Here is a 17,287-nt window from a genome sequence, read left to right as displayed (position 1 = left end):
CACTATGACATCAACTCAAAATTACCAGTGTTCGCCTGGGAAGATTCGTGCATATGCTTTTTGTGCCCAGTTTAATTTCTCGGTTTTTTCACCTTTTGCTGCATCTGAACTTGGGAATAAACGGAAACCAATCGACATAAACATATTGTTGATGCCCGGTGCAACCGAATATGTCATTGAAGCTAAGCGGCCTAAGTTAGTTGCCATACGTTTTGGACGTTTCACAATTGCATAAGCAATTAAGTCAGCAGCCTGCTCAGGTGAAAGTGTTGGTACATATTTATAAATTTTAGTCGGTGCAATCATTGGGGTACGAACCAATGGCATATAAATTGAAGTAATCGCAATTTTATGCGCATGAACTTCAGCCGATAGACAGCGGCTAAATGCATCAAGCGCTGCTTTAGATGCAACGTAAGCAGAAAAGCGAGTCGCATTTGCTAATACACCAATCGAGCTAATATTAATGATTTGCCCGTCTTTACGCTGAATCATATGCGGCAAAATATTAAGAACTAGGCGTACTGCGCCAAAATAATTTAATTGCATGGTACGTTCAAAGTCATGAAAACGATCATAAGACTCATGTACGGCACGGCGAATAGAGCGGCCTGCGTTATTAATTAAAATATCAATGTGATCAACGGTCGCTAAAATTTCTTTAGACACTTGATCAATCATGTCCATATCATTGAGATCACACGGGAAAATTGATGCCTTACCGCCACGACTTTCAATATCTGCTTTCACTTCTTCCAAAGTTTCTTGAGTACGGGCAACCAGTAAAACATGGGCACCAGCATCAGCAAGCTTATTTGAAACCGTTAATCCGATTCCACTCGAGGCGCCTGTCACTAAAATGACTTTATCTTGTACCTTTTCCTGGAACAGAGCTTCTAATTTTTTATTCACAGCATTTTACCTAAGTAGGGGCAGGGACTATTTATTCCGGTATGTAATTTTTATTTTTTACAACCGTAGGTTCATCCAAATGAACTCATAAATATGGCTATTATCTTAATAGATGTTTAAAAATTGTCTAGTCTGTAAATATATGAAATTTAACAATTTATTTAGAGTAAAAACTCTAAAGTGGAAGTTGGAATATTTCCTTCTTTATCCTAATCTTCTGAATAATATGATAATTGTTTAATACATTTTTATTGGCTAAAGAATAAACAGTAAGGTTATGGCTTAATAATGGCAAGAACGATAATTGAAATAGTACAGATAAAGATAATCAGTGTTGCCTGTTTTTTTCTAACATTTATACCATTTGCGATTTGTCGTAAAAGTTTAGCTTGAAAGCCATGGATAGCTGCCAAAATAAGTACAAATACAATTTTTGCAGGAAGCCATTTAGAGCTAAACCATTGGCCGTTAATTGCTAATATTAAACCAGACGCAAAAGTAATGAAGAGAGCTGGGGTCGTCATAATTTGATCCCATCGGTACTCACGCTCAGCCCAGATAGGAATACGTATATTCTCGTTAATATCAAACTCTATTTTAAGTGACATCGAAGCAGTAAGAACGCCACTTATGAAAATGGTCATTGAGACTATATGTATAGCTTTTAGCCATGGGCTTAAGGTTGTAAAAAGCTCTATCATGATGATTGAGCTTCATCTAACTTAGCTATTTTATTTTTTATAAATGATAAATTAAAGTAAACACCGAACGGGATGAGCGTAATCACTACTAATCTTAATATTTCTAATGGTGTCCATTTACTATCAGCTATGGTTTGTACTGCGAACCAGATATAAGTAAAAAAAGTAAGCCCGTGGATAGGCCCCATAAAATGAACACCTGTATCCCATCCATTAAAATATTTTAAAGGTACTGCAACAACAACCAATAGCAGTAGAGAAACTGTCTCTAATAATGAAAAAAATTTCAATTTTTGAAATTGAGTAATATTGTGTGCTTTCGGATTAGCCATATTTATTGATCCGTATTTAGCCCATTTGAAGATTTAATTTATCGATACTAAGAATGGGGGGAGATAACTATTCATTCTATATTTTGAAAATAGACAAGCTGAGCTGAGGGAATAGTTTTTCCATTCATAGTTTTGACATAAAAATTACTACGGGTAATTCTGTCAGTATTAACCTATTGTTATGAGTGGCAGGAATGACAATAATCGTTCATTTACTGCCAATTTGATATCTGCCAAAATAAGAAAAGTTTATTAATAGAGCCTTTATCCATGCATACGATAGCTATTCTTGCTTTGCATGATTTCATCCCATTTGACTTGGGTATTCCATGTGAGGCCTTTGGCTTCGTACGTTTATTAAATGGTGCGGCGGGGTACTGTGTAAAAGTTTGTGGTGAAGCAGAGCATGTAAATACAGGGGCATTTACACTTCAAGCACATTTTGGGCTTAATCATCTTATTGATGCAGATACTATTATTATTCCCGGTATTAAAGATCCTAAAAAGACTCTTAATCCCAAGGTACGGACAGCCATTCTCAAAGCGTGGAAAAAAGGGGCAAGAATTGCTTCAATTTGTTCCGGGGCATTTGTTCTAGCAGAAACGGGACTTCTTGATGGATATCGAGCTACAACCCATTGGGTTCTTGCAGAGGAGTTGGCTCTTCGATACCCCAAGATCAAGGTCGACCCAAATGTACTGTTCATTGATGAAGGACGTCTTATAACTTCAGCCGGAGCCTCATCTGGACTGGATATGTGTTTGCATCTTGTGCGTCGGGATTATGGTCAAACAGTGGCTGCTCATGCTGCAAAGCTTGCCGTAGCCCCCTTAAATCGTGAGGGAGGGCAAGCACAGTTTATTCAACATGAATTACCAGAGACTCGTGATAGTTTGGCTCCGGTACTGGAGTGGGTGAGGTCACATTTGAATGAAGAAATTGATATTAAATTACTTGCTTATAAAGCAAATATGAGCCCAAGAACCTTCGCACGACGTTTCCGCGATCAAATTGGAACTACACCATTACAGTGGCTGCTTACCATGCGTATACAACGGGCTCAAGAGTTACTGGAGACATCCTCACAATCCATTGAAGATATTTCTTTAAGCTGTGGTTTTAATTCTCCTGTCACTTTCCGGACTCGGTTTAGAAATTGTGTAGGGCTTAGTCCTAGCACCTATCGGGCTAGATTTATTTCTCATTCTTTGCTTTGAATTATCTGTGTTGTGCAAATGGATCAAATTATTATTGTAGATGAGAGCAGACTTCATCTGAATTTGAATAAAGACAAATAACAAAGCCTCTATTTCCAGAGGCTTGTTGAATAGTTTAAAAGTTATACAGCTGAAAGTGCTTGGTCTAAATCGGCAATTAAGTCATCAATATGCTCAATTCCAATTGAAAGACGTACCATATCTTCGCTTACACCAGCAGATTTAAGTTCTTGTTCATTGAGCTGGCGATGAGTCGTCGTTGCAGGATGACACGCCAAACTTTTTGCATCGCCAATATTTACGAGACGAGTAAATAATTGAAGAGCATCGATGAATCGAGTGCCGCCTTCGAGACCATCTTGTACGCCGAAAGATAAAATTGCAGAAGGTTTGCCTTTTACATATTTTTGAGCAAGCTGATGCTGTGGATGATCTTTTAAACCTGCGTAGTTAACCCATTTTACTTTTGGATGAGTCTGTAAATATTCCGCAATTTTTTGAGCATTTTCAGTATGACGCTCGATGCGGAGGTTTAGAGTTTCGAGACCTTGTAAAATCAAGAAAACACTCAATGGGCTAATTGCCGCGCCTGTATTGCGTAATGGTACTACACGAGCTCGTGCAATATAGGCTGCTTCACCTAAAGCTTCGACATAATTAACCCCGTGATAACTTGGATCAGGCGTGTTCAAAACTTTAAAACGTTCTGGATATTTATCCCAAGGAAATTTGCCGCTATCTACAATTGCTCCACCAATGCTATTACCATGACCACCGATATATTTAGTAAGCGAATGAATGACGATATCGGCACCATATTCAAAAGGTTTTAATAAAGCAGGGGTGGCAACGGTGTTATCGACAATGACGGGTACACCATATTCATGTGCGATTTTTGAAATTTCTTCTAAATCGATGATATTTCCAAGTGGGTTACCAATCGACTCAACAAAAACAAGTTTAGTTTTATCATCAATTAAGTCACGTAAGCTTTCAGGTTTTTGATAATCAAAAAAGCGAACTTCAATGCCTTGTTTTGGTAAGGTATGGGCAAATAGATTATACGTTCCGCCATATAAGGTTGAGACAGAAGCAATATTGTCTCCAGCTTCGGTAATCGTCTGAATTGAGTAAGTAATTGCTGCCATTCCAGAAGCTAGAGCTAAAGCACCAATCCCGCCTTCGAGTGCAGCAAGACGTTGCTCAAGTACAGCAGTGGTCGGGTTCATAATACGGGTATAAATATTACCCTGAACTTTTAAATCAAAAAGATCGGCACCGTGTTGTGTGTTATCAAATGCATAAGAAGTGGTTTGATAAATAGGAACCGCGACAGCTTTTGTGGTTGCTTCTGGTGAATAACCAGCATGGATTGCTAAGGTTTCATCTTTATAAGTCATGATTACTTCATCTTCGTGAGTTAAATATTGAGCGAGTCTAGCCTAAAATTCATATTGAAAATTGCAGAAATTCTGGTTTGTTTTCTAATTTTAGGAATAAAGATAGCAAAATATACGCTGAAACGCTGTATAAATCTTATACATAAACATTTTGCAACTTATTGAAAAAGAAAATTGTTTGATAAATCCGTACGATGGAAATCATAACTTCAAGTCAATGAGGTTTTCAGCGTATAATACGCGCGATTATTTATCGCTTATGCGATGTATTGGTTTTTCAATTGAGGAGTCCTGCGTGGCCCAATATATTTATACGATGAACCGAGTGTCTAAAATGGTTCCGCCAAAGCGCGAAATCTTAAAAGACATCTCTTTATCATTTTTCCCGGGTGCCAAAATTGGTGTACTCGGTTTGAACGGTGCAGGTAAATCTACCCTGCTTCGTATTATGGCTGGCGTAGATAAAGATTTCTCTGGTGAAGCTCGTGCACAACCTGGAATTAAAATCGGCTATTTAGAGCAAGAACCACCGCTAGATCCGACAAAAGACGTTCGTGGTAACGTTGAAGATGGCGTGCGTGAAGCTTTAGATGCATTAGAGCGTCTTGATCAGGTTTTTGCAGAATATGCAGACCCAGATGCAGATTTTGATGCACTTGCAAAAGAGCAGGAAAAATTAGAATCAATTATCCATGCTTGGGATGCGCACAACCTAAACAACCAGCTTGAAATTGCTGCGGATGCTTTGAATCTTCCAGCTTGGGATGCAGACGTAACATTACTTTCTGGTGGTGAGCGTCGTCGTGTTGCACTGTGCCGTTTATTGCTTTCGAAACCAGATATGTTACTTCTGGACGAACCGACGAACCATTTAGATGCAGAATCTGTAACTTGGTTAGAACGTTTCTTGAAAGATTTCCCGGGCACTATCGTTGCGATTACGCATGACCGTTATTTCTTGGATAACGTGGCTGAGTGGATTCTTGAACTTGACCGTGGTATGGGTATTCCTTATCAAGGAAACTATTCTTCTTGGTTAGAACAAAAGAATGCGCGTTTAGAGCAGGAAAATAAACAAGAAGAATCTTTTGCTAAAGCATTGAAAAAAGAACTTGAATGGGTTCGTTCAAATGCGAAAGGTCAGCAAAAGAAAAACAAAGCGCGTATGGAACGTTTTGAAGAGCTTAACTCTAAAGAATTCCAACAACGTAATGAAACATCTGAAATCTATATTCCACCTGGCCCACGTTTGGGTAACAAAGTTGTGGAAGTGGAAGGTATCAGTAAATCATTTGACGGCCGCGTGTTGTACGAAAACTTAACGTTTACCGTACCTCCAACAGCGATTGTTGGTATTGTTGGTCCAAACGGTGCGGGTAAAACGACTTTATTCCGTATGATGACTGGCGAACAGCAACCTGATACAGGTACTGTGACCTTAGGTGAGTCAGTTAAAGTGGCTTATGTTGGTCAGATTCGTGACACTCTAGATAATAATAAAACTGTTTGGGAAGAAGTTTCTGGCGGTTTAGATATCTTAAAAATCGGTGATTACGAAATCGCATCACGTGCTTATATCGGCCGTTTTAACTTTAAAGGTCAAGATCAGCAAAAACGTGTAGGTGAATTGTCTGGTGGTGAGCGTAACCGTTTACAACTTGCGAAGATCTTACAGTTAGGTGCAAACGTTATCTTACTGGATGAGCCATCAAACGACTTGGATATTGAAACTTTACGTGCGCTTGAGGATGCAATTCTTGTATTCCCAGGTACGGTAATGGTGGTATCGCATGACCGTTGGTTCCTTGACCGTATTGCGACACATATCTTGTCATTTGAAAATGAACAGCCAGAATTCTACGCAGGTAACTATGCAGAATATGAAGCATATCGTCAGTCACGTTTAGGTGATGACGCTGTTCAAAAACGTACGAAATACAAAAAAATTAGCGGTTAATCTCTGCTAATTGAGAAAACCAGCCTAAGGGCTGGTTTTTTGTTTTTTATCAAAAATCTTAAGAAATAAAAAATTAAAATTCCATAAAGTGATTGAATTTATACTTATATTTTTGATTTATTAAGATTAATATTACGGCTTAATTTATTAAAAGGTAAATAAACCTTTCTGGAAAATCATGAAAAAATTCAAACTTTATACTATTGCTTTAGGGGTAGCTGTTGCTACACAACTTACTGGATGTCTTTCAGTAAAATCTTATGTTGATCCTGCTTATAAGTCTCTTTCCTATTCGGATATTAAAAAACCAGCTCAACCTATTCCAGTGGTTTTAACTACTGAATTTCAGCGAAATGGAGCAGTTGTTCCAAAAGCCGGTAAAGAACTGCAATCAGCAGTTGAGCGTAGTCTAAGAGCAACAGGCGTATTTTCTCCAACAGCCCAAGCGAATGGCGAGAAGCAAGCAAAATTACATTTAACCGCGAATAATGTGGCTGATTTAGGTGAGGCTGCGGGCAAAGGGGTTCTAACGGGTTTGACTTTTGGTGCTGTCGGTAATGCGATTGCTGATAAATATGAGTTTAAATTTAATTATGTTGATGCTCAAGGTAAAGAAGTATCTGAGCGTTACCCGCATATGATTCTAACAACAGTAGGAAACAAAAAAGCGCCTATTGAAAATGTACAACCAATGTCGATTAATGAAGCATTTAATAAAGTTGTTGATGATGTTGTGATTCGTTTTTCTTCTGACTTACAAAAACAGCAATAAACATCTAGTTCAAGTACACAAGCTATTTGTGTGACATATTGCCAGTTAATTTTTAAAACCAGCCTAAGGGCTGGTTTTTTATTTTAAGAGTGAAAGATCTTATTTATTAAAGTCACCATGTAAATCTGACCATATTAATGATGGAGCTACCGTAATCACGTCAAAGGTCATTGCTAAAGGGTATAACGCCATACGTGTTGCACGTTTAAATGGGTGTTTCTTGGTTATCTCATCTTTTTGCTGTAAAGCGACTGAGTAGGGAGTAGGCATGGCTTGTTGAATTTTGTGTGTGCTTGGAGCTTTATAAATTTGTCCTTTAAAAGGAAGAAAGGCGTACGGATATAAAACTTCTTTTTGATTTTCCATCACGACAAAATGATTTTTAAATCCCAAGTTTTTTAAATTTTCTTTTTGTTGATCAGAAAGTACTGATAGAGGTGTTTTATATTGAAATTGAAGTTCTCCGTGAAAATGGGTGGGATCATCCATTTCAAGGACAAGAGGTGATGAAATATTCAAAGTTCTCTGTTCTGCTGGAATATTTTTAATAATATTCAGAAATTTAGAACTCCCTTCGGTCATCAAATAATTATAATCTTGACCAATAAACACAAGGCCTTGTTCTTGCTCATTTTTAACTGCTTGGCCTAATGCAATAATTTGATCGGTTTTTAAAACGGTTGTTTTAATTTCAGTTGTTTCATTTGGTAAAGCGGTGGACAACATATTGGTCGCGCAGCCCGTTAAGCCCAGACAAATTGTTAATATAGATGCAGAAAAAAGCTTGTACATAATGATTACTCAAAAGAAATTATTTTTGTCTCGTATAAGGTGAGATAAGTTCTAAATTAAAAATGGAGATTTATGAATCGAGGTTTTGTAATTTTATTACATGCCTAGAGCCTGTTATAGTGCCTTTGTTCAACTTTTTAGTTTAATGGTGTGCTTTTGCCACGTTCCGCAATTTTTATGTCCATCTTGTTTAGTTTGCTTATATTCCAGAGTTTATGGAATGTAGCAGCTGCATTTTGTGCGCATGAAAATCAGGAAAAAGCATTGCATCATTTCGGGCATCACGCAGCTTTAGATGTATATCAACCTTCACATCAAGCTCATACTAAACAGAAAGATGCTGGAAATATTTCTCATAAAGCGCCTTTAAATTTGCAAGATCATCATGATCATTTGCCTTCATGTTTTCATGTGGTGATGACTGAAGTTGCAAAGCAAGCTGAAGCACCTGTAGTGCATGTGCAGGAACTCTCACAAATTTATCACTGGTCTAATTCTTACCAGTCGCCCCATCTTACTGCTTTAAAACCTCCTCCTGTTTTAACCCCGCTATAGGTGGGGTAGCCAAAACAAGCCCACCGCATCTCTTATTTATTGCGGGGCAAAAACATGTCTTCTATTTTTTCAACTCGAGTGGGTTCTACTTCTCACTTAGAGAGTAACGTTAAAATAACGTTAAAAAAGGTTTTAACAATCTCAAGCCTATCTGTTGCCATGCTATTGGCTGGACAAGTAACGATGGCTCAGTCTGAGATTCAACAAGAACTTTATATTCAAAAAGCAGCCTTTACTTTTGACCAAGCCTTAGAGCAGGTACAAAAATATCAAAGTCAGCAAGGTGTTTGGCAAGCACAGCAGCAAATGGCTGAGGCCAATTTAAAGCAAAGTCGTTTATGGGCCAACCCAAGTCTTTCTATTGAACAAACTGGCTTCCAAAGTGATCAAGAAAAAGAACTTGCGATTGGTATTTCTCAGCCTTTAGATATTTTTGGACAACGTAAGGCTGCACAAAACTTAGCAAAAGTGGAAATATCAAAAATTGATTTGGCCGAGCAGCGTTATCAAGCTGAACTTGGATTAATCGTTAAATATTTCTGGTCACAAGTGGCTTTGCTTGAGCTTGAAAAGTCTCTTATTGCAGAGCAGCTAGAAGTCAGCCAAGAAAATTTGTTGGCATCGGAAAAGCGTTATCAAGCAGGAAGTATTGCGCAAGTTGATGTAGATCGAGTGCGGATGTCTCACTTGGAAAATCAGCGTTTATATCAACAAGTTGATTTAAAACTTCAAGTTGCGAAACAACAATTGGTGAACTTATGGGGAGGTGGTTCAAGTCAGTTTCAGCTATTCCAAAGTCCAAATCAGTTATGGGCATTGGCAGCGAATCTAGAACCAAGCCAAGATGCGCAAAATAATTTATTAGAGCGTTCTTTCCAGCTAGATGCTCTTGCTCAGCAAGCCAATATTCAACAGCTTAAAGCAAAAGCAAGACCGCAACCAACTGTAACTTTGGGTGTTAATAACACTCGTTCTCCAGAACAGAGTACAGATAACCAAATTCGTTTAGGTGTAGAAATTCCTTTAAATCTTTTTAATCGCCAGCAATACGGAATCAAGATTGCTCAGGCCAAACAAGAGCTATCTCAACGTCAGCAAAGCTTTTATCGACAGCAAAATCAGGTTGATATTGAAACCCTAATATCAGAGTTAAAAGGTTTACGTATCCAGTTTAAACAACTGAATGATCAGCAAGTTCCTCTTGCTATTCAAGTTCAGCAAAAAACATTGCAAGGTTTCCGTTTGGGTAAGTTCGCCGTTACCGATGTTCAGCAAGCCACTCTGCAATTGCAAGACGTGCGCTTACGTAAAGTCGAGCTATTAAAACAGGCTTGGCAGAATTCAATTGAAGTTCAAAGTTTGCGTCTTGGGTTAGAACCAGAACAGATCATGGCGAAAGATGCCTTAATGCAACTCAATCAACGTGCTTGGCAACAAAGTCAAACATTCCCAACTCAGGCAGGAGAATAGTAATGTCGTTAAATTTAAAGAAAAATTCTCAATGGCTTTGGGTCGGGGTGATTGCTGCAATCACTGCAATCTTAATTGGTTTACTGGTTTTAAATTCAAAAAATAAATCTAATTCTTCTGAAGCATCGGAAGGTCACGGGCATGCTGAAGAAGAGGGTGAAGAACACCATGAAGAAGGTGAAAAACCACTGCTACTCACTGCTCAGCAAATGCAGGAACAAAATTTAAAAATTGAACAAGCTGAATTAGGTGAAGTTCCTCAACTTCAAACTTATCCAGCAAAACTGGTGGTGAATACAGACCGACAAGCCCATGTCTCACCAAGTTTTAGTGGTCGTGTCGAAGCGGTATATGTTGAATTGGGGCAACAGGTTAAAAAAGGGCAGGCTCTCGCAAGCTTATTGGTTCCAGATTTAGTCGATCAACAAGCAAATTTGCAAATTGCACAGTCTAATCTTGATTTAGCACGTCAGGACTATGAACGTGAACGTAGCTTATGGTCTCAAGGGATTTCTGCTAAACAAGATTATCAACGAGCTTATAACGCCTATCAACAAGCGCAAATTCAAGTGAAAGCTGCTCGTTCGCGCTTAAGTGCTTTCGGGGCGGGTTCGGGCTCAGGAGGACGCTATACCTTAACAGCGCCAATTGCTGGGATGGTAAGTAATAAAGATATTGTGGTGGGTGAAAACGTACAGCTAGCAGACCAGCTTTTTATTATTAATCAGCTTGATCAGTTGTGGCTGGAGTTTATTTTACCAAGCACCGCAAATTTGAATTTACAGCCAAATCAGCAGATTGAATTTAAATCTTTACAAACTGGGAATGCATTTAACGCTCAAGTTCAAAGTTTAACAACTGAAGCTGATGCTCAAACGGGGCGTTTACAGGTACGTGCCAAGGTCTTGGCAAATAGCAGCGAATTACGTCCAAACTTAATGGTTAATGTTGAGCTGAATTCTTCAGGCACAACGCAAAAAGTGACCCGTGTAAAAGCTCAGGCGATTCAACAAGTCGAAGGTAAAGACGTTATCTTTACCCCAAAAATGGTGAAAACAGGCTTTGAGTTTGAACCTGTCACTGTGCAGTTGGGGCAACGTTCTAAAGATGGTCAGTGGGTCGAAGTTGTAAAAGGTATTAATCCAAGCCAGCGCTATGTGGCAGAAGGTAGCTTCTTGCTGAAATCCGAACTGGAAAAGGGAGAGGCGGAGCATGGACATTAATAAACCTGAGCTACCCAAACCAGAAGGACTGTTTGATAGAGTTATTCAGTTTGCTATTCAAAATGCCATTTGGGTCATGCTATTTGTACTGACTTGGATTGGAGTTGGGATCTGGAGTTATCAAAAGCTTCCTATTGATGCAGTTCCAGATATTACTAATACGCAAGTCCAGATTAATACCCAAGCCAATGGTTATACCGCTTTAGAGGTTGAACAGCGGATTACCTATCCGATTGAAAATGCGATGGCTGGAATTCCAAATCTGGAACAAACTCGCTCTATTTCACGTTATGGGCTTTCCCAAGTCACCATCATTTTTAAAGATGGAACCGATATTTATTGGGCAAGACAACTGATTAACCAGCGTTTACAAGAGGCGGACGGGCAACTGCCCGAATCAGTTGATCCAGTCATGTCTCCTGTTTCTACAGGTTTAGGTGAAATTTACCAATGGGTGGTAAAAGCAAAATCAGGTGCTAAGAAAGCAGATGGCACGGCCTATACAGCCATGGATTTACGTGAAATTCAGGACTGGATTGTGCGCCCTCAGTTGCAGCGCGTGAAAGGCGTGGCGGAAATTAACAGTATTGGTGGCTACAATAAAACCTATATTGTTTCACCTGATTTAAAACGTTTGCAGCAGCTTCAGATTTCAATCAATGAATTTCAAATTGCTCTGCAAGAAAATAATGAAAATCGCGGTGCAGGTTTCATTGAAGAAAATGGAGAGCAACTCACCGTTCGTGTGCCCGGCATGCTAAGTAGTGTTGAAGATATTCAAAACATTACTGTGAGCACCAAAAATGGGTTACCAATTCGCGTGGCCGATGTAGCAAATGTTTCTATTGGGCATGATTTAAGAACAGGAGCTGCAACTTATAACGGTGAGGAAACGGTTCTTGGCATCGCCATGATGATGATGGGAGAAAATAGCCGTACCGTTGCTCAGGCGGTTGATAGCAAAATTAAGGAAATTCAGCCTACATTACCTAAAGGTGTGGAAATCGAAACGGTTTATGACCGAACAAGTTTAGTAAACAAAGCAATTACAACCGTACAGAAGAACCTTGTTGAAGGTGCAATTCTGGTTATTGTGATTTTGTTTATTTTCCTAGGAAACTTTCGAGCTGCTTTAATCACAGCCTGCGTTATTCCCCTTTCGATGTTATTTACCCTGACAGGTATGGCTGAACAGAACATTAGTGCCAACCTCATGAGCTTAGGAGCGCTTGATTTCGGGATTATTGTAGATGGTGCAGTAGTTATTGTAGAAAACTGTATTCGACGTCTAGCAGAAGCACAGCATGCTTTACATCGGCCTCTTACACGGGCTGAGCGATTCAAAGAAGTATTCCTTGCAGCAAAACAGGCCCGTCGACCACTTATTTTTGGGCAAATGATTATTTTAGTGGTCTATTTACCTATTTTTGCTTTATCTGGTGTTGAAGCCAAAATGTTCCATCCAATGGCTATGACTGTGGTGATGGCATTATTGGGTGCCATGATTCTTTCTGTGACATTTGTACCTGCGGCAGTTGCTCTTTTTGTTACGGGTGAAGTGAAAGAAAAAGAAACGCGTTGGATGTTGCTTTTAAAGCAGAAATACCGAGATGTCCTCGATCAGGCTTATCAGCTTAAGATAGTGGTTGTTAGTTTTGCATTAAGTATCTTAGTGCTCACAGGCGTGTTAGCTACCCAAATGGGCAGTGAATTTGCACCGCAACTCAGCGAAGGTGATTTTGCCTTGCAGCAAATGCGTTCACCGAGTACTGGGCTCGAGCAATCACTGCGAATGCAGGAAAATACTGAAAAACTCATTTTGAAAAACTTTCCAGAGGTAAAAGCTGTTTTTGCACGGACAGGAACGGCTGAGGTTGCAACGGATGTGATGCCGCCAAATATCTCTGATGCAGTTATTTTACTTAAACCGCATGATCAATGGCCAAACTCTAAAGAGACGCTAGCTGAGCTGCGTTCACGTATGGAAGCTTTTTTAGTGCCATTACCTGGTAATAACAGTGAGTTCTCTCAACCGATCGAGCTGCGCTTTAATGAGCTAATTTCAGGGATCCGGAGTGATATTGGTGTCAAGGTTTTTGGCGATGATATGCAAGTACTCAACGAGCAGGCTCAAGCACTCGCTCAGAAAGTACAAAAAATTTCAGGTGCTACTGCGGTTAAGGTAGAACAAACGAGTGGTTTACCGGTGCTGAGTGTTGAAATTAACCGACCTCTGGCTGCGCAATATGGATTATCTGCAAAAGCTATTCAAGATATTGTGGCGGCAAGTGTAGGTGGACAAAATGTTGGGCAGATTTTACAAGGTGATAGACGATTTGATTTTGAAATTCGCTTAGAAGACCAGCAGCGTACCATCCAAAACTTAGCTCAACTTCCGATTCAGCTACCAAATGGTGGACTGATCCAGCTTCAAGATGTCGCTAAAGTTGAACGTATCTCAGGTTTAAATCAGGTGGGACGTGAAAATGGTAAGCGCCGTGTCATTATTACTGCAAACGTAGAAGGCCGTGACTTAGGATCATTTGTTCAAGAGTTAAGAACAACACTCGCAAAAGAACAACTACCAGCTGGGTATTGGTTGGAATATGGCGGTCAGTTTGAAAATCTAGCTTCAGCTGCTGCACGAATGAAAATTGTTGTGCCATTGGCGCTTGCTATGATTTTCATTCTACTCATGGCTGTATTCCATAATATTAAAGAAAGCCTGTTAGTGTTTAGCGGCGTGCCGTTTGCTTTGTCAGGTGGTCTTATTGCCCTTTGGCTAAGAGATATTCCGCTGTCCATGTCGGCTGGTGTTGGGTTTATTGCCTTATCAGGTGTCGCCGTTTTGAATGGTCTGGTGATGCTGAGCTTTATTAAAGAGCTTAGAGAAAAATTTGATATTCAAACTGCAACATGGAATGGAGCAATCTTACGTTTAAGACCTGTACTCATGACGGCTTGTGTCGCATCTCTTGGCTTTATTCCAATGGCTTTGGCAACTGGAACTGGTGCAGAAGTACAGCGACCTTTGGCAACTGTAGTAATCGGTGGCATTATTTCATCTACGATATTAACGCTGGTTTTATTACCGGTCATTTATCGATGGATGAATGAAGTTAAGACGAAAAGGGTTGAGCATTCATAATGTCATCGATTTGAGATATCTTTTTTGATGACATAGTCAATTCAAAAGAGTGTTTGAAAGAGTTAAAGGTAATGGTGTCTTCATCGTTACTTTTAACTCACCATAAAGATAAATAAAAAGGAGTCCGCAAAATGGGTGGACATCATGGTCATGATCATAGTCATGCTGTAGTGACTGAAGGTAATGCTAAGAAGTTAACAATTGCTTTAGCGCTTACGACAACGTTTTTAATTCTTGAGGTCATTGCAGGTTTAATCACACAAAGTTTGGCATTGCTTTCTGACGCTGCACATATGTTTACAGATGCAGCTGCTTTGGCAATTGCTTTGGTCGCTATTCAAATTTCCAAACGTCCTGCTGATAATAAACGCACTTTCGGTTATCAGCGCTTTGAAATTCTGGCTGCTTTATTTAATGCACTCATGCTTTTTGTGGTGGCAATTTATATTTTATATGAGGCCTATATCCGCTTCTCTAAGCCACCTGAAATTCAAAGTATGGGAATGCTCATTGTGGCGACCATTGGTTTGGTGATTAATCTCATCTCAATGAAAATTCTCATGTCGAGTGCTAATAGTAGCCTAAATGTTAAAGGTGCTTATCTAGAGGTATTGAGTGATGCTCTAGGCTCAGTCGGCGTTATTATCGGGGCACTCATCATTTACTTCACCAACTGGTACTGGGTCGATACGATTATTGCGGTACTGATTGGCTTTTGGGTATTACCAAGAACATGGGTTTTACTTAAACAAAGTATTAATATTTTGCTCGAAGGCGTGCCAGAAGAGGTGGATATTGAGAAGTTACGTACAGATCTACTTTCTTTAAATGGTGTGGAGAGTATTCACCAACTTAAAGTATGGGCGATTACTTCTAAAAATATCCATTTAACGGTGCACTTATTTGCGCCTCAAGCGGATCGTACCAAGCTCTATCAAGATGCTGTTGAAATGCTTTCCCATGAACATGGTATTGGCGAAGTGACCTTGCAAATTGAAGACGATGCAGAGATCAATTGTCAGCATATTGCTCAACATGCTTCACACGAGCATGATGATAAAGAACATTCACATCAGCATTAAGCTGATGTGAACACTTTTTTAAATTTCCCATTCGTGATTGCAGTCACGGCATTTCCAATGTTTTTGTGACTGCATAAATGCTTGCATAGACAGTTTAAAGTCCGGCAAATCACGCCAAAACATAAAACCTGCTCCTACAGTCACAACAAAAACAACTACTGTTGCAATTTGAAGAGTGCTACCTGCACCATTGCCAAAAATCCACATAAAAATGCTAATCACAACCAAGAGTAAAAGCATAAAAAGTGCAGGAATTAAGATAGCGAGGCTTTTAGGAACTGCTGGTTTTACGCTGTTCATGCCTTGGCTTACAGGCATGATTTTAACACTTTGACATTGAGGGCAACGATATTGCATGAGAACTCCACATTTAGTTTGAATCTATTCTAACGGAAATGTCGGAAAAGAAAAAAATTTGTAAGATATCGATGAAGTGCTATGAGTTAGCAAAAAAATTACTTATGAATAAACAAAGAAATATAAAAAACTGATGATTTATCCGTACACATAAAAATTAAAATAATATTGTAGAGCATGCTAATCTACAGAAAAATGAAGTGTGATTAGCACTATAAATGAGCTTAAATACTCATAAATAGGACGTGGAATAAATATAAAAAGGAGAGAGGGACTTGGGTCAACAAGATGACAATAAGTCGCAGCCTACAACGACAGCATCGGTTTTAGCTACCCCAGATACCGCAAAACCGTCATTATCTCGTCGATTACTGCATAAGACATTGCAACATGCCCAAGATGCAGTTGGGTTTGCTAGCGACACAACACGTAATATTGCAGAGGTTGCTGACGCGGCTTTAGACGCGCTCGATCAAGTGACTACCCATACCAGACGTGGAGTTGTTGGAATGACAAATCTGGCGGCCGGCACTGTAAGAGATATGGTGTCCGAAACCAGTGAAACCGCACGCCAAGTCGCATTGATAATGGCGCGTACATTTTTGGGGAAGAGTACCTTAACTTTGTACTTACCTGAAATGCTATTAAATAATCAAATCCGTAAGCGCATAGATCGCTCTGAAATTGATGATATTAAAATTAAGTGCGGCAATGATAGTTTCCAAGTCGAGATCGATGGGCATTATCATCGTTTCATGTACCGTTTAAGTTTAGATTTTAAAGTATTGGAATGTCGTATTGGGCAGGAAAAGTTTTTGCGCCTACGTCAAATGGATGAAAGTCTTGATGTCCAGATTCGTCATGGAGGAACATTGTCAAACTGGGCTGTACGCCGTATTGGTCGGGTTGGTTTTGAAGTCGTAAATATGTTACCCATTCCATCACTTATTAATCATTTGATTGGTGATATTCCGGGTATCCAGCGTGATGGCCACCGTATGTGGTTTATTGACCTAGAGCAGGCAGGATTTATTGACTTTATTAATAACCGATCTTGGATGGTTGAAAAGCTTTTGAGTCTGACAGATTTCAGTATTTTACCGGGTTTGAATATTTTGAGAGAAAGTCGAGAATTGGTCCAGCAATTGGTAGATCAATTTGAAATTAGAGGACTACGGGTACAGTCGGGTCGCCTCGAAGTACAAGTGGGAATTGCAAGCTCATAGAGCATAGTAAAAGCTGATCATTGATTGGCTTTTTATTTTTTTAGGCAAGAAAAAAGCCACTGACGTTATGCAGTGGCTTTTTAGAATTTGGCGTCCCTACGGGGATTCGAACCCCGGTTACCGCCGTGAAAGGGCGATGTCC

At 39.5% G+C, this 17,287-nt stretch carries 15 protein-coding genes; 9 read left to right on the top strand and 6 right to left on the bottom strand.

The features are described from left to right. Positions 1–21 precede the first annotated feature (21 nt). The 3 genes from ODQ17_RS15660 to ODQ17_RS15650 all read right to left on the bottom strand — a co-directional run bounded on the left by ODQ17_RS15660 (position 22) and on the right by ODQ17_RS15650 (position 1,945). Positions 22–912 carry an SDR family NAD(P)-dependent oxidoreductase gene (locus ODQ17_RS15660; RefSeq protein WP_322904909.1) on the bottom strand — a complete coding sequence of 297 codons (891 nt, stop codon included), beginning with the start codon at positions 910–912 and terminating at the stop codon, positions 22–24. 275 nt (positions 913–1,187) lie between these two features. Beyond that, positions 1,188–1,613: a CopD family protein gene (locus ODQ17_RS15655; RefSeq protein ID WP_151766978.1), complete on the bottom strand. Its 426-nt coding sequence runs from the start codon at positions 1,611–1,613 to the stop codon at positions 1,188–1,190. Continuing rightward, positions 1,610–1,945 carry a DUF3817 domain-containing protein gene (locus ODQ17_RS15650; protein ID WP_151963835.1) on the bottom strand — a complete coding sequence of 112 codons (336 nt, stop codon included), beginning with the start codon at positions 1,943–1,945 and terminating at the stop codon, positions 1,610–1,612. Before ODQ17_RS15650 ends, ODQ17_RS15655 begins: the two co-directional genes overlap by 4 nt. Positions 1,946–2,215: 270 nt before the next feature. On the opposite strand from ODQ17_RS15650, the gene ODQ17_RS15645 reads away from it, so the two are divergent. Further along, the gene (locus ODQ17_RS15645) at positions 2,216–3,163 is read left to right on the top strand and encodes a GlxA family transcriptional regulator (protein WP_322904906.1); all 948 of its coding nucleotides are present in this window, start codon (positions 2,216–2,218) and stop codon (positions 3,161–3,163) included. Positions 3,164–3,285: 122 nt separating this feature from the next. On the opposite strand, the gene ODQ17_RS15640 is transcribed toward ODQ17_RS15645, so the two are convergent. Continuing rightward, complete coding sequence (locus tag ODQ17_RS15640; protein ID WP_322904904.1) at positions 3,286–4,563, bottom strand: O-acetylhomoserine aminocarboxypropyltransferase/cysteine synthase family protein; 1,278 nt, start codon at positions 4,561–4,563, stop codon at positions 3,286–3,288. Between the two features lie 295 nt (positions 4,564–4,858). Here ODQ17_RS15640 and ettA point away from each other — a divergent pair, with 295 nt between their 5' ends. Together ettA and ODQ17_RS15630 are read left to right on the top strand one after the other, a co-directional pair. Beyond that, entirely contained in the window at positions 4,859–6,520 is a 1,662-nt protein-coding gene (gene ettA / locus ODQ17_RS15635; RefSeq protein ID WP_107880541.1) for an energy-dependent translational throttle protein EttA, read from the top strand. Positions 6,521–6,698: 178 nt separating this feature from the next. Beyond that, positions 6,699–7,292, top strand: coding sequence for a hypothetical protein (locus ODQ17_RS15630; protein ID WP_049837461.1), 594 nt, complete (start codon positions 6,699–6,701; stop codon positions 7,290–7,292). Positions 7,293–7,391: 99 nt separating this feature from the next. Here the strand turns inward: ODQ17_RS15630 and ODQ17_RS15625 are convergent, their stop codons facing one another. Then, positions 7,392–8,084 carry a hypothetical protein gene (locus ODQ17_RS15625; RefSeq protein WP_322904901.1) on the bottom strand — a complete coding sequence of 231 codons (693 nt, stop codon included), beginning with the start codon at positions 8,082–8,084 and terminating at the stop codon, positions 7,392–7,394. A 156-nt stretch (positions 8,085–8,240) separates the two neighbouring features. Here ODQ17_RS15625 and ODQ17_RS15620 point away from each other — a divergent pair, with 156 nt between their 5' ends. The 5 genes from ODQ17_RS15620 to ODQ17_RS15600 all read left to right on the top strand — a co-directional run bounded on the left by ODQ17_RS15620 (position 8,241) and on the right by ODQ17_RS15600 (position 15,562). Continuing rightward, entirely contained in the window at positions 8,241–8,639 is a 399-nt protein-coding gene (locus ODQ17_RS15620; RefSeq protein WP_322904899.1) for a cation efflux protein, CzcI-like, read from the top strand. A 54-nt stretch (positions 8,640–8,693) separates the two neighbouring features. Further along, a complete protein-coding gene (locus tag ODQ17_RS15615; protein WP_322904897.1) occupies positions 8,694–10,109 on the top strand; it encodes a TolC family protein in 1,416 nt (471 codons plus the stop codon). A gap of 2 nt (positions 10,110–10,111) precedes the next feature. Then, positions 10,112–11,332: an efflux RND transporter periplasmic adaptor subunit gene (locus tag ODQ17_RS15610; RefSeq protein ID WP_322904895.1), complete on the top strand. Its 1,221-nt coding sequence runs from the start codon at positions 10,112–10,114 to the stop codon at positions 11,330–11,332. Beyond that, the gene (locus tag ODQ17_RS15605) at positions 11,322–14,480 is read left to right on the top strand and encodes an efflux RND transporter permease subunit (RefSeq protein WP_322904893.1); all 3,159 of its coding nucleotides are present in this window, start codon (positions 11,322–11,324) and stop codon (positions 14,478–14,480) included. The genes ODQ17_RS15610 and ODQ17_RS15605 overlap by 11 nt, the downstream gene beginning before the upstream one ends. A gap of 131 nt (positions 14,481–14,611) precedes the next feature. Further along, positions 14,612–15,562, top strand: a complete 951-nt coding sequence (locus ODQ17_RS15600) for a cation diffusion facilitator family transporter (RefSeq protein ID WP_322904891.1) — start codon at positions 14,612–14,614, stop codon at positions 15,560–15,562. 18 nt (positions 15,563–15,580) lie between these two features. On the opposite strand, the gene ODQ17_RS15595 is transcribed toward ODQ17_RS15600, so the two are convergent. Beyond that, positions 15,581–15,919: a membrane protein gene (locus ODQ17_RS15595; RefSeq protein WP_005300922.1), complete on the bottom strand. Its 339-nt coding sequence runs from the start codon at positions 15,917–15,919 to the stop codon at positions 15,581–15,583. A gap of 275 nt (positions 15,920–16,194) precedes the next feature. On the opposite strand from ODQ17_RS15595, the gene ODQ17_RS15590 reads away from it, so the two are divergent. Further along, the gene (locus ODQ17_RS15590) at positions 16,195–17,145 is read left to right on the top strand and encodes a hypothetical protein (protein WP_005300925.1); all 951 of its coding nucleotides are present in this window, start codon (positions 16,195–16,197) and stop codon (positions 17,143–17,145) included. Positions 17,146–17,287: the final 142 nt, after the last annotated feature.

Origin of the sequence: Acinetobacter sp. IRS14, from assembly GCF_034650275.1 — a bacterium.
Classification (GTDB): Bacteria; Pseudomonadota; Gammaproteobacteria; order Pseudomonadales; family Moraxellaceae; genus Acinetobacter; species Acinetobacter oleivorans.
Note: the sequence above shows the minus strand (reverse complement) of the source record. Positions and strands in the feature narration are given on the sequence as shown.

Coding starts and splice junctions, on each gene's coding strand:
- ODQ17_RS15610 (WP_322904895.1), top strand. CDS start 10,112: ATGTCGTTAAATTTAAAGAAAAATTCTCAATGGCTTTGGGTCGGGGTG.
- ODQ17_RS15600 (WP_322904891.1), top strand. CDS start 14,612: ATGGGTGGACATCATGGTCATGATCATAGTCATGCTGTAGTGACTGAA.
- ODQ17_RS15630 (WP_049837461.1), top strand. CDS start 6,699: ATGAAAAAATTCAAACTTTATACTATTGCTTTAGGGGTAGCTGTTGCT.
- ODQ17_RS15615 (WP_322904897.1), top strand. CDS start 8,694: ATGTCTTCTATTTTTTCAACTCGAGTGGGTTCTACTTCTCACTTAGAG.
- ODQ17_RS15605 (WP_322904893.1), top strand. CDS start 11,322: ATGGACATTAATAAACCTGAGCTACCCAAACCAGAAGGACTGTTTGAT.
- ODQ17_RS15640 (WP_322904904.1), bottom strand. CDS start 4,563: ATGACTTATAAAGATGAAACCTTAGCAATCCATGCTGGTTATTCACCA.
- ODQ17_RS15650 (WP_151963835.1), bottom strand. CDS start 1,945: ATGGCTAATCCGAAAGCACACAATATTACTCAATTTCAAAAATTGAAA.
- ODQ17_RS15655 (WP_151766978.1), bottom strand. CDS start 1,613: ATGATAGAGCTTTTTACAACCTTAAGCCCATGGCTAAAAGCTATACAT.
- ODQ17_RS15645 (WP_322904906.1), top strand. CDS start 2,216: ATGCATACGATAGCTATTCTTGCTTTGCATGATTTCATCCCATTTGAC.
- ODQ17_RS15625 (WP_322904901.1), bottom strand. CDS start 8,084: ATGTACAAGCTTTTTTCTGCATCTATATTAACAATTTGTCTGGGCTTA.
- ODQ17_RS15595 (WP_005300922.1), bottom strand. CDS start 15,919: ATGCAATATCGTTGCCCTCAATGTCAAAGTGTTAAAATCATGCCTGTA.